General features: G+C 40.8%; 28 protein-coding genes. All 28 read right to left on the bottom strand.

Features of this window, described 5'->3' with window-relative positions; translation table 11 throughout:
• Positions 1-45: 45 nt before the first annotated feature.
• The 28 genes from FTU80_RS02380 to FTU80_RS02240 all read right to left on the bottom strand — a co-directional run bounded on the left by FTU80_RS02380 (position 46) and on the right by FTU80_RS02240 (position 24,512).
• The gene (locus tag FTU80_RS02380) at positions 46-2,016 is read right to left on the bottom strand and encodes a hypothetical protein (protein ID WP_180084093.1); all 1,971 of its coding nucleotides are present in this window, start codon (positions 2,014-2,016) and stop codon (positions 46-48) included.
• Positions 2,016-2,420: a hypothetical protein gene (locus FTU80_RS02375; RefSeq protein ID WP_180084091.1), complete on the bottom strand. Its 405-nt coding sequence runs from the start codon at positions 2,418-2,420 to the stop codon at positions 2,016-2,018. Before FTU80_RS02375 ends, FTU80_RS02380 begins: the two co-directional genes overlap by 1 nt.
• Positions 2,417-6,064 carry a tape measure protein gene (locus FTU80_RS02370; protein WP_180084089.1) on the bottom strand — a complete coding sequence of 1,216 codons (3,648 nt, stop codon included), beginning with the start codon at positions 6,062-6,064 and terminating at the stop codon, positions 2,417-2,419. The genes FTU80_RS02375 and FTU80_RS02370 overlap by 4 nt, the downstream gene beginning before the upstream one ends.
• A 504-nt stretch (positions 6,065-6,568) precedes the next feature.
• Complete coding sequence (locus FTU80_RS02360) at positions 6,569-7,039, bottom strand: hypothetical protein (protein WP_180084087.1); 471 nt, start codon at positions 7,037-7,039, stop codon at positions 6,569-6,571.
• Positions 7,040-7,488: 449 nt separating this feature from the next.
• Entirely contained in the window at positions 7,489-8,079 is a 591-nt protein-coding gene (locus FTU80_RS02355) for a hypothetical protein (RefSeq protein WP_180084085.1), read from the bottom strand.
• A 71-nt stretch (positions 8,080-8,150) separates the two neighbouring features.
• The gene (locus tag FTU80_RS02350) at positions 8,151-8,909 is read right to left on the bottom strand and encodes a hypothetical protein (protein WP_180084083.1); all 759 of its coding nucleotides are present in this window, start codon (positions 8,907-8,909) and stop codon (positions 8,151-8,153) included.
• A gap of 9 nt (positions 8,910-8,918) precedes the next feature.
• Complete coding sequence (locus FTU80_RS02345) at positions 8,919-9,341, bottom strand: hypothetical protein (protein ID WP_180084081.1); 423 nt, start codon at positions 9,339-9,341, stop codon at positions 8,919-8,921.
• Positions 9,316-9,831 (bottom strand): phage virion morphogenesis protein, encoded by a 516-nt coding sequence (locus FTU80_RS02340; RefSeq protein WP_078193407.1) that lies wholly within the window; start codon positions 9,829-9,831, stop codon positions 9,316-9,318. Before FTU80_RS02340 ends, FTU80_RS02345 begins: the two co-directional genes overlap by 26 nt.
• Positions 9,832-9,838: 7 nt before the next feature.
• The gene (locus FTU80_RS02335; protein ID WP_180084079.1) at positions 9,839-10,279 is read right to left on the bottom strand and encodes a gp436 family protein; all 441 of its coding nucleotides are present in this window, start codon (positions 10,277-10,279) and stop codon (positions 9,839-9,841) included.
• A 7-nt stretch (positions 10,280-10,286) separates the two neighbouring features.
• On the bottom strand, positions 10,287-10,643 hold the full coding sequence (locus FTU80_RS02330) for a hypothetical protein (RefSeq protein ID WP_180084077.1): 357 nt from the start codon (positions 10,641-10,643) through the stop codon (positions 10,287-10,289).
• A 10-nt stretch (positions 10,644-10,653) separates the two neighbouring features.
• On the bottom strand, positions 10,654-11,730 hold the full coding sequence (locus FTU80_RS02325) for a major capsid protein (protein ID WP_180084075.1): 1,077 nt from the start codon (positions 11,728-11,730) through the stop codon (positions 10,654-10,656).
• A gap of 3 nt (positions 11,731-11,733) precedes the next feature.
• Positions 11,734-12,117 carry a hypothetical protein gene (locus FTU80_RS02320; protein WP_180084073.1) on the bottom strand — a complete coding sequence of 128 codons (384 nt, stop codon included), beginning with the start codon at positions 12,115-12,117 and terminating at the stop codon, positions 11,734-11,736.
• Complete coding sequence (locus FTU80_RS02315) at positions 12,117-13,091, bottom strand: hypothetical protein (protein ID WP_180084071.1); 975 nt, start codon at positions 13,089-13,091, stop codon at positions 12,117-12,119. The genes FTU80_RS02320 and FTU80_RS02315 overlap by 1 nt, the downstream gene beginning before the upstream one ends.
• Positions 13,092-13,144: 53 nt before the next feature.
• Positions 13,145-13,759 carry a hypothetical protein gene (locus FTU80_RS02310; protein WP_180084069.1) on the bottom strand — a complete coding sequence of 205 codons (615 nt, stop codon included), beginning with the start codon at positions 13,757-13,759 and terminating at the stop codon, positions 13,145-13,147.
• Between the two features lie 43 nt (positions 13,760-13,802).
• Positions 13,803-15,005: a phage minor head protein gene (locus FTU80_RS02305; protein WP_180084067.1), complete on the bottom strand. Its 1,203-nt coding sequence runs from the start codon at positions 15,003-15,005 to the stop codon at positions 13,803-13,805.
• Positions 14,983-15,330: a hypothetical protein gene (locus tag FTU80_RS02300; protein WP_180084065.1), complete on the bottom strand. Its 348-nt coding sequence runs from the start codon at positions 15,328-15,330 to the stop codon at positions 14,983-14,985. Before FTU80_RS02300 ends, FTU80_RS02305 begins: the two co-directional genes overlap by 23 nt.
• Complete coding sequence (locus FTU80_RS02295) at positions 15,330-16,790, bottom strand: DUF935 family protein (RefSeq protein ID WP_180084063.1); 1,461 nt, start codon at positions 16,788-16,790, stop codon at positions 15,330-15,332. The genes FTU80_RS02300 and FTU80_RS02295 overlap by 1 nt, the downstream gene beginning before the upstream one ends.
• 12 nt (positions 16,791-16,802) lie before the next feature.
• A complete protein-coding gene (locus FTU80_RS02290) occupies positions 16,803-18,050 on the bottom strand; it encodes a PBSX family phage terminase large subunit (RefSeq protein WP_180084061.1) in 1,248 nt (415 codons plus the stop codon).
• A gap of 12 nt (positions 18,051-18,062) precedes the next feature.
• Positions 18,063-18,488 carry a DUF2280 domain-containing protein gene (locus tag FTU80_RS02285; protein WP_180084059.1) on the bottom strand — a complete coding sequence of 142 codons (426 nt, stop codon included), beginning with the start codon at positions 18,486-18,488 and terminating at the stop codon, positions 18,063-18,065.
• Positions 18,489-18,546: 58 nt separating this feature from the next.
• On the bottom strand, positions 18,547-19,188 hold the full coding sequence (locus FTU80_RS02280; protein ID WP_180084057.1) for a putative metallopeptidase: 642 nt from the start codon (positions 19,186-19,188) through the stop codon (positions 18,547-18,549).
• The gene (locus FTU80_RS02275) at positions 19,157-19,585 is read right to left on the bottom strand and encodes a DUF559 domain-containing protein (protein WP_180084055.1); all 429 of its coding nucleotides are present in this window, start codon (positions 19,583-19,585) and stop codon (positions 19,157-19,159) included. Before FTU80_RS02275 ends, FTU80_RS02280 begins: the two co-directional genes overlap by 32 nt.
• 77 nt (positions 19,586-19,662) lie before the next feature.
• Positions 19,663-20,481 carry a hypothetical protein gene (locus FTU80_RS02270; protein ID WP_180084053.1) on the bottom strand — a complete coding sequence of 273 codons (819 nt, stop codon included), beginning with the start codon at positions 20,479-20,481 and terminating at the stop codon, positions 19,663-19,665.
• A 133-nt stretch (positions 20,482-20,614) separates the two neighbouring features.
• A complete protein-coding gene (locus FTU80_RS02265; protein ID WP_180084051.1) occupies positions 20,615-21,193 on the bottom strand; it encodes a tetratricopeptide repeat protein in 579 nt (192 codons plus the stop codon).
• Positions 21,194-22,080: 887 nt separating this feature from the next.
• Positions 22,081-22,263 (bottom strand): hypothetical protein, encoded by a 183-nt coding sequence (locus FTU80_RS02260; RefSeq protein WP_180084049.1) that lies wholly within the window; start codon positions 22,261-22,263, stop codon positions 22,081-22,083.
• A 392-nt stretch (positions 22,264-22,655) separates the two neighbouring features.
• Complete coding sequence (locus FTU80_RS02255; protein WP_180084047.1) at positions 22,656-23,096, bottom strand: hypothetical protein; 441 nt, start codon at positions 23,094-23,096, stop codon at positions 22,656-22,658.
• The gene (locus FTU80_RS02250; RefSeq protein WP_180084046.1) at positions 23,093-23,503 is read right to left on the bottom strand and encodes a hypothetical protein; all 411 of its coding nucleotides are present in this window, start codon (positions 23,501-23,503) and stop codon (positions 23,093-23,095) included. The genes FTU80_RS02255 and FTU80_RS02250 overlap by 4 nt, the downstream gene beginning before the upstream one ends.
• Entirely contained in the window at positions 23,503-23,745 is a 243-nt protein-coding gene (locus FTU80_RS02245; RefSeq protein ID WP_180084044.1) for a hypothetical protein, read from the bottom strand. The genes FTU80_RS02250 and FTU80_RS02245 overlap by 1 nt, the downstream gene beginning before the upstream one ends.
• Positions 23,742-24,512, bottom strand: a complete 771-nt coding sequence (locus FTU80_RS02240; protein ID WP_180084042.1) for a hypothetical protein — start codon at positions 24,510-24,512, stop codon at positions 23,742-23,744. The genes FTU80_RS02245 and FTU80_RS02240 overlap by 4 nt, the downstream gene beginning before the upstream one ends.

Below are 24,512 nucleotides of genomic sequence, written 5' to 3'. Positions count from 1 at the left end.
ACCAATCAAATAGGTTCACACAATGCTAATAAGGGATAGTGAAAATCAAGCAGTACCGTATGTAACAGCTGCTTCAAATTTAGTTATGAACTGCTTGTGAACCGTTTGTGGCGTGACTTCGCATATGCCCGTTGAATAGTTAATTGAACCTTGCACTTCACCACGGCTATTCACCAAATTACCCAATACGCTTGTCACTGGTACATCAGTCAATAAAACACTCTCTGTTATATTCCCTGTTTGATTAGATACTGGAATTTCTAGCTCAACACTATTAGGTTGAATGGCAGAGCCTGTACCAATTGTGAATACCAGCTTTTGATTTGAGTCTGGGATAACATCATTCTTGGTTTGTGTAAGCGAAGTACCAAAGTTATAAATCACATTAAAAGCTGTCGATTTCTGTGGCAGTTTATTAGGAATAATCTTGCCTGTGCCTAAGGCGTAATTAATTGAGCCCGTAGCATCACCAGTAAATTTTCCTTGAGCATTAGAAGTTACCGTTTTCGTAACACCCTCTAACAACCAAGTCACTGTTACACCAGGTAAAACCCCTAAGTGTTCTAGATCAAACTCAAAGGCAGCTTTATCTACGCTCAAATTTGATCGTACAAAAGTCACAATCGGCGTACCCCAATTGAGTAAAATCACACTATCCACATCAGGCAACGCACCTGCAGTTAAAAGCCATGACCCTGTTTCATAGTTGATCATGCCTGAACCAAAGGAACTATTTGCTGCTCTTAACTGCCCAGATCCATCATCCTTAAGCTCGTAAAACTTACCTTGTGCCATATAGGAAATAGACAATGCACCTGGTGCAGGGATCGGAATCAACACACCTGACCAATTTGTACTTTGATTATTCTGAGTGACTGGAATGGCACTACTCTGGTAATACTGATTTGGTGCAGCCGCCGGCTTAAACGTAATGCTTAAACTCATGGTGCCGGTTGGTGCGGCTGAGGTCCATTTCACCAGGCCGCGCTGATAGTCGATCGTACCAACCTGTGTGCCCAAAGAGTTCTTGAGCAAACCGCCTTGATCTGTAATGGATTGGCCTTGCATGGTAAATGCTAGACTGCTTGGCATTACCGCAGAACCGATATACAAGTTCTGGCTTTCACTCACGACTTGCGATGGATAATTTACAGTAATCAAACCATCACTGCCCGGCACCAACACAGCACTTTCACCTGCAGCATTTACATCAATGATCGGTGTTTCACTTTGAGCAGATGGAATCAATTGGGTAAACATTGAATCAGCGTTAACCGTGTATTCACCCACGGTTGCATCAGATGCCAATTGAGTTGATGAATAATACAAACCAGTATCAGCAACGATCGTATCGCGAAGAACCGTTTTGGACATTGTATTACCGGCATACCACTGACGTGCTGAAAGTCCAACAAAGTCGCGCTCCAAAGGATCGTTGATTTGATAAGTCGCTACCTTGTATTCAACAGTTTTTTGATCAACCACCATGACTGATATACGTGTTTCAACTTTGGTAATTCGAACATACTGTTCAAATTGAAGTGCTTTTCCCTCATCCGAAATGAGTACGATCGTATCGCCAACATTTGCTTCAGTTTCTTCTGGAAACATCACCACCTGGAGTGATGACATCCCTTGCCAATGTGTGTCGAGAGGCGTTCCTGCTATCTGCCCACCTTTGGCCAAGTAGTTCTCAACACGGTTTTGAGCAGCTTGGCGTTCATCAGTCCAGGACTCAGTGCTAAATAGTAGTGCTGATACGTTTGGATCTTCGGGTAGCTCAGAAACAAATACAGTGGCACCCATAAGTAAATCTGTGTCATTCGTGGTCACAGCTGGAAAGATCTTACGCATCGATACATCACCGACAGTACGATCAAGCTCGGAGATGTCATTGAACAAGTTATTACTCAGACCATCTACAACAACTTGACCGTTATATTTCCCACCGCCGTCGCTATTATCGGTGTCACGTTCAGCGTGATAGATCACTAAATCTTTGGTTTCAATTGGCATTACTCACTCCAAAATCTGAGCGTTAAATTCATTGGATCATCCAGCGATACCGGTGGAAAACCTTTCACAGGTGTTGCCTCTAACGCACCATCAACATGATTGAAAACCACGTTAAAAATACGTGTGTCATGTGCCCATTCAAATTGAATCTGAAACTGTTCATTGAGCACTGACCAGGCCTGCAACTTACGAACTACACCTAATGAGGCCCACCCCATTCCACTGTCGGCAGGCTCTAAAGTGATTGGCCGACCTGAAAGCTTAGTTCCCTCTTGAATAATGGGTGTCCCATCCATGGCATATTCCAATGACTGCTCTTTGGCCTTCCAGCTAAATTCATCAGACCAAAAAAAACCGTCTTCAATTGAGACGGTTTCTGATGTTGAGATGCGTTTTATTTTCATGTTGATTTACTCAATGTACCCAACTGTTTAAGCATCGCCTCAAGGCTTGATTGACTCTCAGCTGATCCTGTTAGTTGCACTGTTTCATTACCTAGTTTGAGTTCATAGGAAATGGTTTTTGATGAAGAGCCTAATCCACTCGCCTTGGTAGACACATTATTAGGCGCATATTGCTGCATACGCTCTAACTCCGCATTCACTTGTTCAACATTGCTTAAGCCACCAAAGAAACCAAAGCCTGATGATTTATAGCCATTCACGCCTTTGGTGCCTTCATAGATATCTTTGGCATGCTGTTTAGCAGCTGCATCCGAATATCCCATGGCTTTAAGCTCAGCTTCGATATCTTCAGCATTTTTAGCCATCTTACCTTTGGTACCTTTTCGAGTCTCATGCATACCACTCGAAGCAGCACTAACGGCTTCTTCCCACGCGCTTTTAACTGAATCCGCTTCGTCTCGACCAGTCTGGCCAAGGTTGCGGAATCCATCTTCAGCGCCAGAGGTTGCATTTCTGACTCGATGCACTGACTGTTCAAGATCAGACATGGATTTAACAGAAGCTTTTCCAGTCTCATCTATTTGGACTTCAAGGTTACGTCCTGCATTCATTGCATTTACAGCTGCAATACGTCCAGCATCACCAGAAGCCGCTGCGGCTTGAGCTGCTCTCTCATAAGCTTTTTGAACGCCCTCAGCAGTTGCTTGACCGCTATCGCGAACATTAATGAAATCCATCAATGCTTGCTGAGCGGCTAGTTTAAGATTTTCCTTTGTCTCAATTCCTAGCCGCTTAAAAGATTCTGTTACTGGATCTATATCGTCTGGAAGCTCTTGAGCCTGAAACTTAACAGCAATTAAGCCCTGCTCTACCTGAGATGTAGAGATTTGACCTTGGTCACCAAACTCCTTTAATTTGGCTTTGGCGAAATCAATTTCAGCCTGACTTTTGGCTGTTTCAAGCCACTTTAACCAGGCCTGGTATGTTACATCTCCAGCCTGTTTGCCAGTAACTCCTGCTTCACTCAGTCGGTTTCTAAACTCATCTAACTCATTCCCAGAACTCGAAAATGATTTGGATACTTTGTTCAATGAAACATCAAGATCGACACCAAATAGTTTTGCCGCGGCTGAAGCTCTTGAGTACGCAGATTCAGCAACTTGACCAGAACCAGTTGTAGCATTGTTGAGTTCGGCAATACGGATATCACGGTTATTCTTAAGCTCAATTTCCTTAGCGTTAATAGCATCTATTGATGCTTGTGCTGAGGCTAATGCATTTAAGTCACCAGTCTTTTTAGCCTCCTCGATCTGCTTATCCAACAAAACTCGCTCAACTGCAGCTTGTTTTTGGTAGGCAAGCAATTCTTCGTCAGCTTTTTTGACATTGTCCTTGGCTAGCTTTAAGGCCTCTTCTTTTACTCTGGCATTTTCTGCTGCCTGCGCTGCGCTTTCACCTGCCTGAACTGAAACCTTACCAGCTTCATCAATGGTGACGATGTAGCCCTTGGTTAATAGATCGGCTTGCATCACGCCATCCATCACACCGCCATTGGCGGCAATGGCAGCTTCAGCAGTTGCTTGAGCTGATGCTAATAAATCGCTATCCAGTTTTGCTTTGGCTGTGGCATGTTCTTTTTCACGAGCTTCCAGTTCATTGGATTTCTGAAGGATTGAATCAATGGTGGACTGGTTGCCGTCCTTGCGAGCCTGATTGATCTGTACATCAATTGCTGCACGCTCATCTGCCAATGACTTGGATTTTTGAGCAAAGTCCTCGTTTTGTTTGGTTAATTCAGCAAAAGTCTCTTTGTTTTTTGAGAGGGTTTCAGCATTTTTTTCGTCTTGGGTTTGCGCAGCTTCCTCCATACGCTTCAAGCCTTTCGACTCAAATGCCATTGCATCCTTATCAGCTTCAGCATAATACTGCTTTGCTTTGTTTTTCATAACATCGGCATTGGCAGCGAATTGTTTACTGACATCACCCCATGTGACTGCCGCTAAGACACTATTCGCAGCTGATGCTAAGTCGAAGAATGCTCCTGCTAGAAGATTTACACCAATTTTTATTGCAGCAGCGCCGTCAGCGATAAAGCCAAACGTGATAGATAACCCTTGAAGTACTCGCTCTAGGAAACTAACCTGCTCACCTGCTGCTGTTGCCCCACCTGTAAATGATGAAAGGACAGCCAAAGCATTGGTAATTGATGTTCCTAAAATATCAACAAGCGTTTTGCCGAAATCAAATAAAGTTGATACAACGTCCTTAATTGCATCATAAGCACTTGTTAGAGCAGATTTAAGGCTTTCAAATATAGATACATCAATAAATGAAAGCTGATCACCAATCCAAACAAAACCAGTACCAACATCATTAAGTAGTGTTTCAACCACACCCATATTGTCAGCAAGTGTCATAAGCCATTGCGCTACAGTTGCTGATGCGCCGTTCGCCTGATCCATGGTGCCGATCAAGATTTGCCATTGTGTAGAAATACGCTGTAATGCATTCCCAATGGTTGTCGGAAATTTAGCGTAATCAGCCTCAATCGCTGCTGACTGATCTTGCAGTGCTTTAATTACTTTTTCTGCTGACAGCTCACCATTTTCAGCCATCTTGCGCAGCTCACCAGTGGTAACACCGAGTGATTTGGCTAATGCTGTTGAAATGCCCGGAGCTTGCTCCATGATCGAGTTGAACTCATCACCACGAAGTACGCCAGATTGCAGAGCCTGAGTTAATTGCACAATTGCGGCTTCACTCGCTTGCGCTGATCCACCACCTGTTTGGATGGCCATGTTAATGGTCTTGACCAGATCTAAGCTTTGCTGCTGAGTCATTCCCATTTGCTTGCCGACATCATTCACTTTCGTGAATAGGCCTGCTGTGGCGTCAAGGCTTGTATTTGTCATCAATGCGACTTGATGAACACCCGCCATGGCCTGAGTGAAATTCCCGCCTTCACTTGTCGCAATGTTGATACGTGCTGAAAGATTAGTATAAGCATCTGCTGTTTCAGCTAGTTCACGAATTCCCAGGCCAACACCAATGGCAGCCATAGCACCAACAAGAGCTGTATACCCAGTCTTAAGACCAGCAATACCTTTCTGGGCGGTTTGAGCAGCACTATCAGTTTCTTTTAAATTATTATTTGCCCTGCCAACTTCAGCGTGAAAATCATTAAATGCTTGGTCTGCTTGCTGAACTTCTTTTTCAAGTTGATCGACTTGTCGTTGTGCAACTTCAATATCGGCTGGTGATGCATTTGTTTTTGAGAATGCCTCTAAATTTCGTTTAGCTTCAGTCAAGTCACTTTTTAATTGACCTAAAGCTTTTTCAGCCTTGTTCCCAAAATCAGTAAAATTACCCGCTGTGGATTTAGCATTATCCCCTGCATCCTGAATGATCCCAGTTGCCGCTGTTAGAGATTGAGTTAATTTATCAGCTAATTCAGTCGTGCCCTTTGGAATAATATTCCCAACTTGGCTTGACGCTGCTTCTGAAGCTTGTTTAATTTTTTCGGATTCAGACTTAATTGAATCAAAAAGTCTTTTCGTTACATCCTCCGATTGCTTTGCAGCAGTGACCAGGCCTTTGCTATCACCATCCAGAATTAATTTAAAAGTAAGATTTTTCCCAGACATGGCAACCTCGAAATATGGGCAATAAAAAAAGCCGACTTTTTAAAAAATCGACTTCGCTTGGTTAAAACTTTCAAAACGTATCATTTTAGAACAATTAGGTGAAAAGCCCGATTAAGCCTTAACCAAACAGAGACTAGAACTGTCATGGAGATTATTATGAATAATATCAACGACCAGCATTTTCATAGTATTTTCAATGACTTCTTACAAGAAAAAGGCTTACACGAAAAAGCTACTGCTGTCGCAATAAAACGCGTTATCGCATCGTAAATAGCCGAAGATATGAAAGCTCAAAAGTTAATTAAAACTACCATGGCTGCATAAATGCACACTAGTCGCGCATCCTTATACCGCCTACTTGATCAGGATGACACTAGCGTTACGCTGACCACACTCACAAGTGCTGCAAACGCTTTGGGCCAAAGAATTCATTTAGGTCTTGTCCCTGTATAGAGTGTTTTTAGATTTAGATATAAAAACCAGAACTTATTGGGTCGGTTTGTTTTAGATAATTTCAGAATCACTCAGATCCTTGGAAATATTTAAATTAATTTTAAAGTCATCATTCTCTCCCCCTATGCCCCAATCACCATAAATTAGAGCTTGTACATTAATTCCAGATTTTTCTGAAAGATTACTTAACTTTAATAATTTTTTAAATTTAACAGCATCCTCGTCTGACAAATACCCTAGTTTGATGTCATTTACCAAAACCATAATTGCATATTCCCTATCTTGATTATTAAGATCCTGAATCAAAAATGCAGTTACGACTACTTCTACAGATTCACCTAATTTTGGGCCAATAATTTCAATGAAGGAATCTTGATAAATATTGCTGTCTAAAATTTTGTGCTGAAATTTATCTTTTTTAATGTGTTTAAATTTACCTGATAGCTTAAAATTTTCGTTAGAGTTCACCATAACAAAAAATGTAATTGCTATTAATAATAAGATAGTAATCAATAGCCACATATTGAGCTCTTTGCCAGAAATTGTGGAATATTTTTAATTGTAGCATTCATCATCTTCAGCAAAGTATTTTGCTTAACTCAAAGTGTTAAAGTACTACTTATAAATATTAGATAAGTCGCCGAAAATCATATACAAACTGCAATATTTTTTTTATTTACCGCAGTGAGAATAAACCCATCTATTTGCAACAGCGTAGGCAGGTTTTGCAATAATATGCCAAAAGAATGTTAACGACTATATAAACAACCAAATACGAGCTTTAAAAAAGATAATATTAAATAAATACATTAACCAGCTAATTTCTTTGGCGTTTTTTAATGAAATTTTGGTTACCACATGTTTTACAAAGCATCATTTGCTGTGCCACTTTAGTAGCCATAATCCAATTCCCCTTGACCGCTTAAACTAATATTATTTAGGCACATATTAAGTGAAAACCGTAACTTACCTCAATGTTTACTTAGCTCAACCTGGAATGCTGTAAAGCCTTTTTTATCGGCATGTTGCGCTGCTCGAATTATATTTGAATCAAACTTGCCTCGGTTGCGTTGATACTTTTCAGCCGCTTTTAAGTAGCCAATAAAAGCCCCATAGGACATTTGCAGAATATCGTCTTGTCTATGGCCATATGCTATCAAGTACTGGAATGAATCAAACCAAGTTTGTTCAACACCACCTTTCTTCTTACGAATTTTAGGGCCTGGCTTAACGTCTTCATTGAAATATGCACCATTTACTTCGATCACATGTTTAAGAAGATGGCTAAACTCCAACGGATCTGATTCAGCGAGATCTAATAGCGTCTCTATTTCAGTGTTTGTACACATTGAGCAAAGTTGAAATACATGCGCGCCATAATCTTTAACCAGGCCTGCGCCGATTAAATCTGAATAATCACTTTGCTTTAGTCTGTCACGAATAACTGATGCAATCGGTGACCAGATATCAAAGTTTTGCATCTGCAGCTGCTTCACTTCCACATCATTGCCAAGCACTTTAATTGTGATCGAGCGATTATTCGCTAAAAAGAAATCATTCATGATTGAATCTCTAGAATTCAGGCACAAAAAAAGACGCTTATGCGCCGTGGAGTTCTTTGTGCCTGAGTTTGTTAGTCTAAGTATACAATTCGACCGAAGCCACCTAACTTTTCATCTTCTTGGCGCACAACGTCAGCTAAGGCCGAGCCATTAATAGCGATTTCACCAGTTTCTTCGTTGATGAAATTCATACTACCGTCAACAGCCGGCTTAAAGCGCCACAGTTCGAGTGACAGACGTTTATCATTAATTGAGTTAATACCTTTGAATAAATAGTAATACTCAGCATCGTCTGGCAATGAGAAAAGCACGGTTGCTTTTGCTTCACCCGTCGTGTAGTCGACAACAAGTGGTTGAGTAATACCGTCTAAATCTAAGATCTTAATCGTTCCATACTCTTTATCTACAGAGTAATGCGTACCCTCGGTAAGCTCAGTCGGAACATCTAGTTTGGAATCACTAACCATTACATCGGAAATATTAAATCCTTCCAACTTAATCTCATCGCCAGCTTTTAGGTCTGGACCTAAAGACACATCCTGAACTGGTGTTGATGTAATTGGCTTAATTTCCGCCTGAAATGCTAATGCAATATCTTCAGGTTTTTGCTCATCCATGGTGATTGATAGAGATACATCGCGAGTCTTGGTCCACTCGCCAACTTTTTGGCGCTTACCTGTTTTTGTTTCATAACGAGCGTACGTCTCTGATGAGATTCCAACTTCAACGTCAGTTTGGTTTCCCAACTCACGTAAAACTTTAGCGCCGCCCGGAACATTGCGTGCTAAAAATGATGCCCCTTGCAGGGATAAAAAATCATAGCCACTCATGGCTTACTCCTAAATAAATTTTTGTGATTCAAAAATAATGGTGATGTACGCAAAGCCAGCACTATATCCATCACGAACAGAAATCAGATCTAATTCATTACGAGAAGACTGCGGCTTCCACCCCGAAAGAAGTTGAATTACTTTTTCAGTTAATAGCCCTGCTTCATCACTGACTGCCCGACCATCATTCTGCTGCGACTGGGCATTGCGACACGCCACTGTCACAGCCCACTGTTGACCTATCTGATTAATACGCCCTTTACCCGCGCTGGCTTTCTTATCTATACGTACAAAGTTGATATGCGCCGATGGAGTGACCTGCGACATTTCTGTGACCACTACTGAATTTAGCGGGGTATAAATCTGCTTAAATTCTGAAATTTCTTTCAGTTTTTCAGCAATCTCATCACGTACCGCGAAGAAGGTACTCATCTATAAAACTTCCTACGATATTTAGGATCATTTCTTCATCTGCAGAATTGATACCTAATTGTGTCCTTGGAGGATTAACCACCTGTTTTACTTTTCTGTATTGACCACCAACAGCAAAGGTAATGTATTGGCTTGTCTTTGGCAGAATCGTAGCACCGAAGTGAAGGTATGGCGCATAAAAGACGTTTGTCCCAACCTCAACACCATTCGAAAGAACGTTGTATGTGTAAGAATTCATCAAGCGCCCAGTATCACGTAGCGTTTGACCACCTTGCATACCCTCTCTTCCCTGCATGCTTGCACGCCAAGATATCTTCCATGGGTTACCATCAACATCAAACCCACCAATGAATCTTTCTTGAACACTGGTTGTTAATGCCAGGCCAATGTCTTCATAAAGTCGAGCTTTTTCAGCATCAATATCCAGCAATTGACTCATTACCGCCTCAATTGCTGAACTATTTGAATCAATCTTGATTGCAAACGCCATATCAGCCTCACTTGATGCTAGGCATCATATTTAAGACATCGTCACCAAATACCCCACCACGATAAGTACTACCGATAGGTAAAGTACTTGGCTTCTTTGTAGGCTCATCATCAATAATCTCGTCCGATTCCTCAGACTGGATCTGTAAATGTGCCTTGTTTTCAGCCAAGCGCTTTAAGAATGAGATTGCATCCTCATAGCGCTTTCGGACTTCTTCAGTTGGTTGCTGGAAATACAAGCGATAGCGTGCAATATCACATGCCATACGTTTCAAGTTACTTGGCACGTTAGGTAGCGGCAAAGAATAACGACCACCTATGTGACCGTTAATTTCCTCTGTCGCGTCTTGAATTGCATCTTCTACAGCAGTGACATTGGGTAGCATCATTAACAATTGCTCCAACTCACCACCGAACCGCGCTACCAAGTCAGATTTAGTCGCATACATAGATCACCTACTTGGCTTCTGCAGCAGCCTTCTTCGCGTCGGCAGTTGCCTTTTTCAGGGCAGCGTCAGATGCAGCCAATGCTTTTTCAAGCTCTGCAACCTTCGCTTTAAGCTCACCATTCTCCTGATCTGATTTGACCTTTTCATCAGTCATCAGCTTATTTGCTGTAAGAAGATCAGTATTGGCTTTTTCAAGCTCAGCTAAGCGAGCGGCTGAACCATCAGCCTTAGGTTCGTCTGGAGCTTTTTCTTCTTCAATAACCCCAGATGCTAAAAGGGCCTGAAGTTGTTTAGCTTCAAGCCCCGTGATTTCTTGGCCAGGACGAAAGTGTCCAAGCGACTGCTTTGCAATGTACTTCGTCATAATAATTTCCTTATACGAACCCGCGACCGCCTACCAGGCCATTCTTATTGTTTGGAATCGCTAGAGGAGATGATTCTGCAAGCATTTGAATGCTTGAAGGGTTCTTTTCTTGCCATTGGCTTAGATAGAACTCTAAAGCTTGGCCAAAAGCTTCTACGTTTTGGATAGCGCAGTGAGCAATCCACCCATTAGCATCTGAGATTAGACCGAAGAAATCTTCCGGAATAAAACGTTCCGGTGTACCGCCACCAATACTGTGTTGAACGTCATACGTCCAAATTTCAATGTTGTCGACCGTACCACGGAATTGTGGCTTATCGATTTGATCAAACGTTGGGGTAAGAGGAACGCTAATGCCTGCATAAGGCGCAATGAACTTCTCCTTGAACTCAGGATCTTTGATTAGTGTGTTGTAGACCTTCGATGTGGTCAGTGCCATGTTTGGAGACGTACCTGAATGTTCTACAGATAGATCAATCATGGTTTGGATATCTTTTACAGGTGTCGCGCCCACTTGCCCCCATTTGATTAATGGTGCAAAAGTACAGGCTGCGTTACGTTCGTAATCGACTTGGTACATTGGGAAGTCAGCAGAAGCGAATGTTGTCTTACCATAGAGCAATACATCACGAGCAATCAGCAACTTTCGATTTTCAATGGACTGGCGCAGGTATAAAGCCTTTTGAGCCTGATCAATCAATAGAAGATCTGCATCGCTTAAACGGTTTGAACCTGTTGCAATGACACCAAATTTACGCAGTTGAGTGATTAGCGCAGTATTTTGCACATCACTTGGCATGACCGTCATCATCGGCTTTAAATAAGCCGGTTTAACAAATTTCACGTTGCCAGATTCACCGACTTTAATTTGGCGACCAGCAGCTGTTGGTGTCACGAATGGCGCGAGCGGCGTTGCTGTATTTAACTCACCTACAGGAACTTCTTTTTTGGTGTACGAGACACGTTGAGGAAAGAAGCGATCCATTAACCACGTGTCTACCTTCTGAGTAGTATCCGTTAATAACACCAACTGAGGTACATCCAGTAGTTCAACCGGTGCGTTCTGAAATGTAAAAGTTTGACTCATTGATTATTTCCCCACGACTTTACGAAGTTCAATTTTGTTAATTAAGGCCTGGGCACGTACCGCATCATATTGAGCTTCCGTTAACGGCGTACCGTTCACAGTTACCACAGCAATATCAAAAGCACCCTGTACGTAAATTGGCATTTCCAGGCCATTGGCCGCATGATAAGTAGCCTGCTCCACAGTCATATCTGTATTGGCAATGGCATTCCAATCACCAACCGCACCTTCTGTTACCACGGGGTGATCTGCAAGGTTGTTTGTAGCCACCTTCAACAAATCACCGCGTTTATATGCAGTCGCCGTTTTTACTTTGGCATTTTCCGTACGTACACCATCACCGACTACAAGCTGTGTAGTGGTGATTGTTTGAGTAATTGTGCCCATTAATTTTTTGCTCCTTGTTGTGCTGCAGCAAATTGGTTAAACGCATGGTCTAAGGCTGTACCTTGCTGATCGCCTTGGCTTTGTTGCCCACTTTGATTGCTATTCGCCTGATGAGTGAATAAGTGTGCAAATTGCGGCGGCACCGTAGTATTTTGCTGTTGTTGCTGACCAGCTGGTGGTTGATTACCAGCAGAGAATTGCTTTAACTGCTGCGACATAAATGCAAAAGCTGCATCATCCATTTCGGTATAGGATTTCTTTTCTTCAGCACTGAATTGTTTATTCATTGCTGTTTCAAGCGACTTGATGTCTTCTTCACGCTTATCAGCTTTGAACTTCTTAAGTTCGGCCTGAGCAGCATCACGATCTGTTTCAGCCTGCTTTAATTTGGCCTGGGTTTGTTCTAATTCGGTCACGTCTGTGTCCTCTTTGGTTGGGTTTGGGTTAGCTTTGCCCGAAAAGGCTTTGATTGAGGTATTACGATCAGCCCCAGTGGAACAGATCGTGAACTCGCGAATGCGGTTTTGACGGAAGATTGTGATAGGACCTTCAAATACTTGACCATTCACAGTGACTGTCTTGCCTTGTGAGACTTCTTCAATAGATCCAGGATCAATCATCATTGACATCTGGAATGGAAAGCCATCATCAGAGTCCTGAACGATTTCCTGCGCCTTAGCATTCGTAAGAAAATCGCCTGAAACATCAATCTTTCCGTTTGTATCTACCGTCTGAACAACACCAATTCGACTTGAGCTAAAGTGTTCTTCAAGTAAGGCTGCTGGCTTATCAATCTCAATCCCATCAAGATCAAAGACCACACCAGAACGGCCCCAATACCAATGTCCATCTACACGACCACCAGCATAAGCAGTGCCGTTAAATTTTCGTTTTTGCCCCTCTTCAGCCTTCGGGACTTCAATAGCTGCAGCATTGAATAGATACTTCAATCGCTCTTCACTTGGATCTGGCATTTTCATGCTCCATAAAAAAACCGCCCTCGTGGGCGGCTTTGTGTAATTCTCTATTAAACCTTAATTGCATTACTCTCGAACTTGTCTATGAAACGTTTGATTTCATTGTATTGGGCTCCTTCAATTAGTAAAATTATGGCAAGCATTGCAGATAGAATTGGCCATGCAAACATATTGAAAATAATTAAATATTGCTTCGAAGCCATCTGACTTTCATAGATTTCAATAAACGAATTGATAAACAGAAACGGTAGTAGAGCTAAAATTGCAAATACAACATAACCAACAGAAAAACCGAATACCTTTAATCTGGAATGAGGATGGTGAATTTTAATTATCTTGCCATTACTATTTTGGATTAACTTCACTTTGTCTTTGCATCGAATGTAATCATTAATCCATCGTTCCATATCACTGTACTGATAAAAAAATAAGACCTCAAAGTAGGTGATTTTCTTGGTCATAAATAATTGCTGAGCAAGTCGATCCTTAACTAAATGAGAAGTTTTCAATTGATGAATTTCCTCAAATCTTTCAGCAATTTTTACATCTTCCTCAAATTCATCTTTTGTGTGTTTCCTTGATAAATGACGATTGTTCCAAAAGGCAATTACTAAAGGGCCAATAATCGAAGCAAGTACTGTTAGTGTTTTTAAAATAAGTTCCATATTATTTTTAATAAAAAATGGTGCCTTAATCTAATACATATAATCAGTTCATTAAAGTTCTCAATTTATAAACCATCACCCCCTCAACCATCTCTATCGAAACAACTTCAAAAGAGCCCCCCAAAGGCAACAAGACTCCTTCACCAGCATTCAACTTTTCAAGATCAATCCCCAGGCCACTCGCATTTTCAATCCGAATCATGATGTTTGACTGACCTGCTAAAAGCATCGGCGCATCTAGAGTCACCACCTTACCCACTTCAAGTGAAGCTGCGTAAGCCAGTGTGGTTGTGCCGGTAACAACTTCAGCAGTGTTTTTAGCAACAGCATGAATCGCTTCTATATCCTGAACCAACCACTGCTTAAGCACTTGGTCAGCCTTAGAAATAGCTTTGCTATTCAAATAGCCTTTAATGGCCTGGTCATTGCCTTGCACATAGTCCAAGAAAGTACGAATAGCACTTGGTCGAATCGATGGATCTAATGGAATAACGGTTTTGGCCACCGTATCGAATAGGTCCCGAGTCTTATCATCCATAGGAGCAAATAGGCTCGTAAGCTTTTTCGATGCAGTCCATTCAGCCTTGATGACTTCTTTCTGCTCGAGCAGGTATTCCTTATCCAGCACTGACACATTGATCTTTTTATCTACCAATGCCTCTAGATCACCAAACTGCAATGGATGAGATGACCAGTCCAATGCCTCAGCAACTTCTGGCAACTTATCATCCGGTGTAATACCGTATTTGAGTGCCTGAGCCTCTGTGAGTGCGATAACAATACAGCGACAACGGAATCCCAACGGCGGGTAATGAGTCAGCCAAAATGGGTGATCAATTGGTAAGACAATTCGATTCAATGCCAAATGTGCAGGACGTACACGACTATCATCGATCGCCGAATACATCAGGTAAGGACGCTTGGCTTTATTTCGATTCTGCTGCTGCCATCGCCCGTGACCATAAGCACTTTGGATATTAGTGCGAAATACAGTATCTAGATAATGCTTAGGTAGAATAATCTCTGATTCAGCAATGAGTTTTTGAAAGTCATTGAAGGTACCACCATTGGCCAAAGTCTTATTCAAGGACTTAATGACTGTCTCAACTTGCTCTAGACTCGATAGAAAGCTCACAGTTGTCGCCATCTGCCGAGTCTTTAAGTCCATTGAGTAAAACTCATCAGGCAGCACAATCTTTTTGTCATGCGCGTACTGCAATGCCTCAAGGAACGTAACCGGTTGCATATAAGCACCCCACAATCCCAACTATCAAACCCAATACAAAGTAAATGGCGGCATGATAGAACCATGGGTGAATAATTTTAAATTCAGAATCATCCAAAGCAATCAAAGGGGGTGGCGGCACAAAATCAGGAATAGCCTCAATACTATTTCTTTTAGAGTAAAGAGGATTTTCACGTAAATCCTTTTCCATAGCCGCTTTAAAATCCTCATGCTCGATCGCAGTCATCGGGGTAGCATAAATACCTTTTTTGCAACTACATGGCGAGTAGCCATTACCATTTCGGCCAATAAAGCCACGGCGACACGAATTACATTTCATATTCATCACTTACCACCCTGCGCAGTCGCATACCCCAATACATCTGCAGCATATAAAGCCTGATCTAAATTGGCCTTAAACTGAGACTCAGATACAGACGGTATCAACTGCATTAAATTGAATGCTAGGCCTTCAGGACTATCAGACTCAGCAACAAGCTGCTTAATCTGCTCATTACTTAAAAGCTGCAGATCCTTCTGGCCATCGGTTAATTCCTCAACTTCTAGCTGTTCAGCAGAAAGTTTATTGGCCTGGGCTTTAAAGCTAAATGCACGTTTGGGTATAGCGGAGAATTGGGTGTTTAGAAAAGGTTGGTTTGACTCAGCGATATCACCATCCTGAAGCCCGTACTCACGCTGAAAATACTGTGGCGTTAGGTTTGCACCAGCATTCTTAAGATGAGCATCACGCTCGGCTTGATCCTTATTGAGTGGTTTAGGTTTTTCACCGAGCATAACCTCATACGCACCCCAACCATTAAGAGCGCATAGCGCATTCACCACTGCTTGCAAAGTAGGCGTAACCAGTCGAATGTCAGATTTGAGTTTATCCATCCTTACATTTTCATGGACTTGACCTAATGCCCTACTACCAACACCATCAGTCCCACTAGTAAGTGTTTGCCCTAAGATGACTTTTTGAATCTGTCGTACAAGCTGATTATTGAAAGACTCAAACGCAGCTCCAGCAGTACCACTCGCACCAGATGTACCCAGTACCTGAACATCGTCTTCAGCATCGATCGACAATACACTTTGAGCATGAGCATTTAATAATGCTCTATTCATGTCTTCAGTTTCGGTATCTTTACATTTACCTAAAAGAATTGGCGTACCAAACCGCTCTAAGAATTTAGCCCAAAATTTGAATCCATTCTGCTTAAAGAAAAATAGCCAATACAGTGTTGCTAGCAATGCTTTTCCATAAGGTTGTTCATATGAAGCTTTACGACGCGTTAAGAAGAATTTAAATACTTGATCGACCTCCTGCTCATTAGCAATCCCTTCCTGACGGTAAATTAGTCGACCATCATTTTTAGGTTCAAACCATTGCATTGGCTTTTCACCAATCCATTCCAGGCCGATGTAACCCTCTGGTTTAAGTTCATAAACAGCTTCTTGAACCGAATAGCCAAAAAACAAGGCATTCAAAGAACCGGCTGCAATCTCATGAAACCATTCTTTGAGAACAAGTGTTAATTTTTCAGCCTCATCTGTATCACTTGGTTCAACTCTTAGCGGTGTAGCCAGTAGTGCATCTATGCGAGTCTCAACGGCCTGGGCAACTTCATCATCATCTAGCAATACGCGTAATCTGTGACGTGTAATGCCAGCCTTACGAAGCACCTCATCGGTATCTGGTTGCTTGCCAAAATTAACTAAAAAACGCGTTACCGCTTCTTGAGTGTATAGGTTGCCAAGAGACAAAGCCTTCTTTGACGCTTTGTCTTTTTTAGACTTTGCCATGTGTTTTCCTTATCAATAAGTTCGACTACCTGCACCAGCAGGTTTTTTGCTGCTTCGACCCTTAATCAATGGCTGTAAGCCATAGCGAATACCATCCATATGATGGTTGTTGAGATCCAAAATATCCGGCAGTACATCACCTGCACGATTGACCTTGTATGAATACAACTTGAACTCTCTAGCTGTTTCAGGGCAATCAGGGTGAATAATGATTTGCTTGAATTTCTTCATATACGTCACACCGTCTTCTACAGATCCAGGCCATTTGTCTGCTGCCTTAATCTTGAAACCTTGGCGTTTCATATAGCTAATAGTTTCAGGTCGCGAATTATCAGCTCTGATTTCGTGAGTACGTACGCCCGGCACTTCATCAAAAAGATTCGGAAGATGATCAATCTCACAACCCACTTGATGAGCTTCATTACGTATATAGAGAATATCGTCATGAATAAAAATACGGTTTAGTGTTGTTGGATCTTGTGAGAACCCCCAATCGGAACCGTAGTACACTTCTGTCCAGTCAGCATCAGGTTCAAACTCATCAACCACATAACGACCAGAGAAGATAATGGCCTGGCTAAATTCAAGGTAAGCACCATGCCAAACATGCTCAAACATAGGCCATGCATTTTCATCACCTGCAGCCTGCATCCTAATTGCACGCTTACGATCTTCCTCGTATTCGTCCAACAGTGTTTGCGGAGCAAATGGGTTGTTGTTGATGTTTACTTCAATAACGATGGAGTCTTCAGGTGCAAACTCACCACGTAGAAAATCATCTATAGGGTCGTCTTTCGATTCGGGGTTCCATGTCGCCCAAATTTGTGACCCCTCAGCACGCATTGTTGGACGTAATAGTCTGAGGGATTTTGCTGAAAGCCTATTAGCTTCTTCAATCCAAGCTATCTTAAAACCCTCAAGGGATTTGATTGAATCAGCTGTGTGGTCTTGCATACCCTGAAAAAGAATTACTCCCTCACCACCCTTTCGCTTGATTAGGTCACGTTGCACATCAAACAGATGTGATACGCCTAGAGCCTTAATCTTGTCCTCAATAAGCTGCTTACTTGAGTACTTAATCGATTTCTGAATCTCACGAATACATACAGCGCGAAGATCTTTATCAATGACGCATTCCTCTACCAGCTGCTCACCTACAAAATGTGACTTACCTGATCCACGCCCCCCATGAGCACCCTTATATCGTGCTGTCTTAAACCAAGGTTTTGACCAACGTGGAGTTTTGATTCTAAGCTCCACAGTGGAATCCTTCTAATCTATAAACTCTCGAATAACTTTGATTTCCAAGTCAGCACCATCTTTACCAGTGTGCTCCTGACGAATTGTCCTGCCATCAGTTTCTTGATGTGCAAGCTTTAATAACTTTTGTTTTGCGACTTTGTTCTTCCCAGAGTCGTCATACATCTTTTGGATTTCTTTCAAACGGTAGAACTTGTTCGCAATTGGAATATCGATTAATCCTGCATCGAAATCCTGACGGGTTTTCTCAAACAATTGGACATATTTCTTGCTTAGGTTTTTCCCACGTCGCTTGGTTGGATCGTACAAAGCCACCTGAGATCGATCGAGAATCAGATCAAACTCTTGCTTCACAAGATCCGCGACCTCTTGAGGGGTGTCACGGCAAGCAAGAGACTGAATTATAAAAATTTTCACAGGCTCTTTAAGTGTTGCCATAAATTCCTCTTTGTGTCGCTACGTGTCGCAAGATAGGCAAAAAAAAGAGCCTTTCGGCTCAGTTAATCACACAGTTTCCGCAACACGCTGCAATGTTTGTCTCCGATACAAATGGAGCATTTTTAGCAATATCCAATAATCGTTGTACTGAGCTATCAATTCCATGCTGGCGTATTTCACCAAAGAACACTTCAACATCATGGCCAGCCAAATAATGCTTCGGCAATCCAGTCATATCGCTATAAATGATCTCACCATCTTCATTGCGCTCTACACCGATGTGATATAGCTCATGTTCAATCAAACGGCAGAATTCACGATCAGAGGTTTGCTCACAAAATGCTGCATCAATCGTAATTAAGTACTGAGGCACAAAGCCGAACCAGTCTCGCATTTGTTGTTCTTGACGAGCTTTCTTCCATCCACCTTGGTTAAACATCACTTTTTCACATTGACCGAGTACCATGCGCTTTTTGGCCATAGCCGCTGAAGATGCCCATGCAAATGCCAAAAACTCTTCATCGTCGTGAATCAGCTCAGCGATATGATCATGGTCTGGGTTATGTAGTTGGCCACCCATAGTTAGGTAATTATCTTTCACCCAGGCCAGTAATTCTTGTGCTGGTGCAAGACGTATAGCGTCTTCTTCCTCAGCCTGATCCATAAGTTCAGTCGGTGGGAATGGTCTGATCTGTTCCATCTACTAATCTCGCTAATTGACTTTGAATCCAATTAATCACTTGCCCTGATTCAATCGCATGCGGATCAAAACGTATAATCTTAAAACCTTGGTCTTCAGCAAGGTCATACTTATTTAGTGAGTTTGCTGTCTTTTTCCCGCAACGACCAACGGCCCATGAGCTGCCCGCAATCTCTATAAGAAGATTCAGTCTTACAATATAAAAATCAAAACGCCAATTTTTGGTTGCTTCAAATTGAAACTTCCGTCGATATCCGATTCGTCGTTCTTCTAATTCTTGGAATAAAGTTTCCTCAGCCTCTAGATATTTTTCTTTAGCTTTAGGTAATGGCCTGGTGCGCGGTTTCTTTTTGGGAGGTAATTTGTTGGTTAGGGTTTTATATGCGTTAGGTTCCATATTTCACCCATTAAAAAACCTCCCGCAGGAGGTTAAATTTATTAGTGGTAATGCGATAACTTTAGCGATTTCTTAAATTACGTATATTTTTTAGCTAATTCAATAATTTTATTTTCAGCTTCAAACTCAGCAAGGGCTCCATCTATATCACCAGTAATAAACTCTTGCTTATTAAAATCTTCAACTCTTGTGGGAATAACTGTAACCTTCACCAACTTAGAACTTGCTTTTCTAGCATTAAGATCAACCCATTTATCCGCATTTTGTCGGTTGAAAAATGTATCAACAGTAACCTCTCTGCGAACAGTCTCGCCTTTCAATAAGCCATTATTTTTCTGACCATAACTATAAGAGTCAACAGCATTATAAGTGGTATAAGGCTCCTTCTCCCCATTAAGGAAAAGTTCTAATCGCCATACGATTAAAGAAATATCTTCTTTACTACCGTTGTGGACATCAAAAGAAATTAAAGGATGCCCTTGTGTCATAAATTCTGAACTGGAGCCTAGATGAATATTACTTGCCTTAATTTTCGAGAGATCATCATAAGTGGCATCCCACGATGGCTTTAATTCTTTTAATCTTTGTAATTCATCAGAAACTATTTGCTCTCTATTTTCAACAGCTTTTTTTAAAATAATTCTATAAGTTACTTTATCGCCATATTGTTCTTTAAAACCACTTAAAGACTGAATGTTATCTAATCCAAGCGTTTTTACGGCCCAATCTGAGACTTTCTTCTCGTCCTCGTCCATCAGCTTTAATTGTTTTGAAGAAGACTCAGATACAGCGTTTAAGCTGGACATATCTAATGGAACATCTAATGGATCTTTACTACATCCAGCAAAAGAAAAAACAGTAAATACGAATATAGGTATAATTAAATTATTCTTCATAATAGTCATATATCATAAAAATAGACCGTTGATTTTAATATACTAAATTTATTTTTTAAAGATTTTATGACTTAAAAATCCAATACCTGCATACAGAAGCTCTACAACTTTGGTTGTTATAGATATCCAGATTTCAGTTTTTATTTTCATTTATCTTTTTGGCTAATTCATGGAGTTCATATGCTTTGTTTTTATCCACAATAACTCCTTCGCCATGATAATACATGTAAGCCAATATCTTAATTGCACTTTCATTCTTATGTTGTGCTGCAGAATTGATCAACTCAAATGCTTTACTTAAATTTTTCTCTACACCAAAACCATTTCTATACGCACTGCCCAATATTAACATCCCAGATATATCCCCTAGTTCTGCACTTTTTCTGTACATTAGAGTGGAAAATTCTGGATTTGCTGGTACGCCATTACCGTTTGCATAAATAAGACCCAACATATTATATGCCTTGGCGTGTTTTTGATCAGCTGCCTTCAGAAACAATTCTTTAGCTTTAAAATAATCTATTTCGTATCCATGGAGTCCATAGTAAAAATTTAATCCAATTATGTGCTGTGCTTCCGCACTACCAATTTCAGCTGATTTTGCTAAAGCTTCTGTTTGCTCAGAGGTAAAATAATCCTTGGCGATCGATAAACTTGAGCCTAATGTACAAATGGCTACTATTGAGCTCATAATTATCTTCTTATACATCATAGATTCCTCCGTTAATTTAATAAACAAATCAAATAATATATAAGTTATTCAAAATTAGTAAGTTAAATTTATCATTTATATAAAAACATCAATTAAAATAATCTAATTAGCCCCTTGGTTAATTTCAATGAATTGATGATTCAATCACATCTACTTTGCAGATTTTTCTGAAGTATTCTTGTAAAACTAAGTATAAATTGCTTCACGCAAATTCCGAATGCGATCTTTCAGCTTAATCATGATGCCATCTATTGCTAGCATTTCATTTCGCGTCAAACCAGTGCGACTAAGATTCTGATATTTCGACAGCTCAGCACTGCAAAATTCTAAGTCGTGTTTTGCCTGTACTTTGTCTGTCATAGGTACCACCCATAAGAAAAGAAAAACCCCTCAACATCTAGAATGCGAGGGGCTTTTGTGTGCCGTAATACGTTCGGCGACTTTCAATCAAAAAAATGCCCACATCATTGGGGTTGATGTGGGCGAAACTTAAAATCCAAAATGTGGAGGTTTCCAATAATCGGTAAAATAGTATGTATTTTATTTGAGATCTAACTCATTTTAAAAAAAACTATTAATTACTAAGTGGTTTTAACGATTAAATTGAATTATGTCACTTTATTTCTTACAAACAACTACGACAAACTCTAATCTCATCACCATCAATGGCGTGGTCAATCTCCGTCACGCCATGCAATCCAAATAAACACATTAGAACTTGGAACATTGTTTTCCCCCATTCAAAAAAAAGCCTACTTTCAGGGAAGTAGGCTCGAAGGATTACCCGTTAGGGTGACAGAAACAACAGCGGTTTCTATTGGTTATTTTCCAAACTATTACATAACTTTACACTGGCGAAAAATGACAATATTTATAACCATATGAATTTAATTAATTGATTTTACAACCCAATTTACAAACTTTTCTTTATCAAAAAATTCCGGTGCAGCGTCCGCATATATCTTTTTTTCAACCCCATTGAATACACCAAAATAAGTAAAGGGTTTATTGGCAATGAATCTGTCTTTTGTCGATTCATGAAGTTCTTCAAAGAAGATATACATCTGCATGTATTTACTCTTAGATTTAATGCTGGGCTTCATGCATACGAAATTATAGATTTGCTCAATCATTAAATGTGAATTTCTATCTGGCATTTTCACTTAACCATACTAAAACAGTCAACTATATATACCACATAAGAAATAAAAATAACCCTATATTTTTTATCAACTTTTCTTAACAGCTTTATAACTAATATTTAAAAAATCGTTCAGTGTGACTTTAATTTTTTGACAAAAAAATACCCGCCTAGGAAGGTCGGGTATATCAACTGTTAATTTCATTAAAAAGCCTAATCATAAGACTAGGCTATTAGCTTGCATATTTATCTAAATAGGTTCAGTGAATTACTACAACTTCGTCCACTATAGCAGAAATATGCCATATCCTGTCCGGACAGTCAAATGATTCTTAATCGCTTATCATGCCCATTCAAAAAGTATTTCCCTGCAAAAATCATGCTATCCAAAGCAGTTCTTCCAAATTTGAATTGATGCTCCATTTGGCGAAGCGACATCCCACGCACATTCTTTTCAATAAAAAGATTAACTGCTACTTTGGCTGAGTCGCAAATACGTGGCGAATACTTTAGATCAATAATCATTTTGCGTACTTCTTCAGCTTCAAAATCTGAGATAGTGCAAATTAATTGATTTTTTCTCGGTGCAACCCCTTTATTGTTCTCACAAATTAACCAGTAAATTTGATTTATTCCCAATGTATCTGGAGTATTCCCTGATTTCATTCTGCAGGTCTGAATGTAAGCACCATATTGTTTAAACCATTCTTCGGCTGTGTATTTAGACCAATCCATTACTTCTAGCTTTGCCGCTGCATTCATCCTAAATCCCCTACCATCTTCTCAATCTGCTGAATTGCTAAACCTGACTTCACTTGCTCTGTACTAAACCGTATAACCTGATAACCCAGCATTGTTGCCGCGTTATATTTCTCCATATCACCGATATACCCTTTACCCCTTGTATGCCGTCCACCACTCCAAATGCCACCTTCAACTTCAATCAAAATCATTCTTCCCTTTAGGTGGAAATCAGCCCTCCATTTGCGACTCTGGTGAAACTTAAATTCCTGTTCGAAATCTATCTTTAATGCTTTAAGCTCCAGCGCAAATTTCGCTTCAAACTCATTGGGAACCTTTTGACTTTTAACCTTAGGTCTTTTGGTGCCTCGTTTAGGTTTGGCACCACCGATCATTTGTTTGTATTCAGCAATTGAGTAGCTGGTCACTACTTCACTCCAAATAACTGCTTTGTTTTTTCAGTAGCGGTATAAGCACGTTCTGCTTGCTTGCCATTACTTTGCAGATACCCTGCTTCTACAAGCTTCTTAAGATGTAAATTTAATTGGCAACGGCCCCAATCAGTCACGTTTTCCTCAAGCTCTAAAGCAGTCACCTCAGCAGTAGAAAATGCGATGTATACAAGTACGTTTTTAATCTCTTCAAATTTTTTAACGAATGAGGTGTTCATGAAGCACCTCCCAATACACGATTAAATCCATTCGCCATCATTGACTGGTATTCACTTGGATTTTCAAATGGATCTGGCCAATCGTTTTGAATCACTGCGCTCGATTTATTTGCCTCTAATTTTTGCGGCTTCGGCACATGACGATTGCGAACATTTATTTTGGCTTTCAGATTGGCCAGCTGTTGTTGAGCTTCATCATTCGCAACCGGCACATGTTTTTTCTCAGATTCACTCCAGGCCAAACTTGGTCGTTCTTGATACCACTCTTGAAATCGCCCCTTGATCTGAGCTTCCAACACATATGCCTCATACAAGCGAATGAATTCTTCTTTAGCTCGGTACATTTCACCGTCATTGATGAGCAGCATGACTTGATCTAATGCGAACTTGGCCAAGGTCGTAATGTCTCGATATTGAGAACTTCCATCTGCCAAAATAACTGGTTTAGGCTTCGTAATTTTTGTGTACTCACATGCTTTGATCCAAGCTTTTTGAGCATTCCACCAATCTTCGCCAATACACATTGTTCGGAAGTCAGCAAAGCTAGGCATGTACTTATTTCCACTGGTACTCAACAAGAGCAAACCACGTTGAAACTGTTCCGTAGTCACCCCAATCATGGCCTTAGCAACTCGGTCTTCAACAACTTGCATTGGGATTGAGTTCTTACCCTCTGCTGGGAAGTTTTTATTGAACTGTGATGCGTAGAGTGTTCGCAAAGTTGCAATCAACTCATGTACGTCGTCACGACAAACCAAGTGATTCAT

Origin of the sequence: Acinetobacter sp. YH12145, assembly GCF_013418335.1 — a bacterium.
Lineage (GTDB): Bacteria > Pseudomonadota > Gammaproteobacteria > Pseudomonadales > Moraxellaceae > Acinetobacter > Acinetobacter amyesii.
Note: the sequence above shows the minus strand (reverse complement) of the source record. Positions and strands in the feature narration are given on the sequence as shown.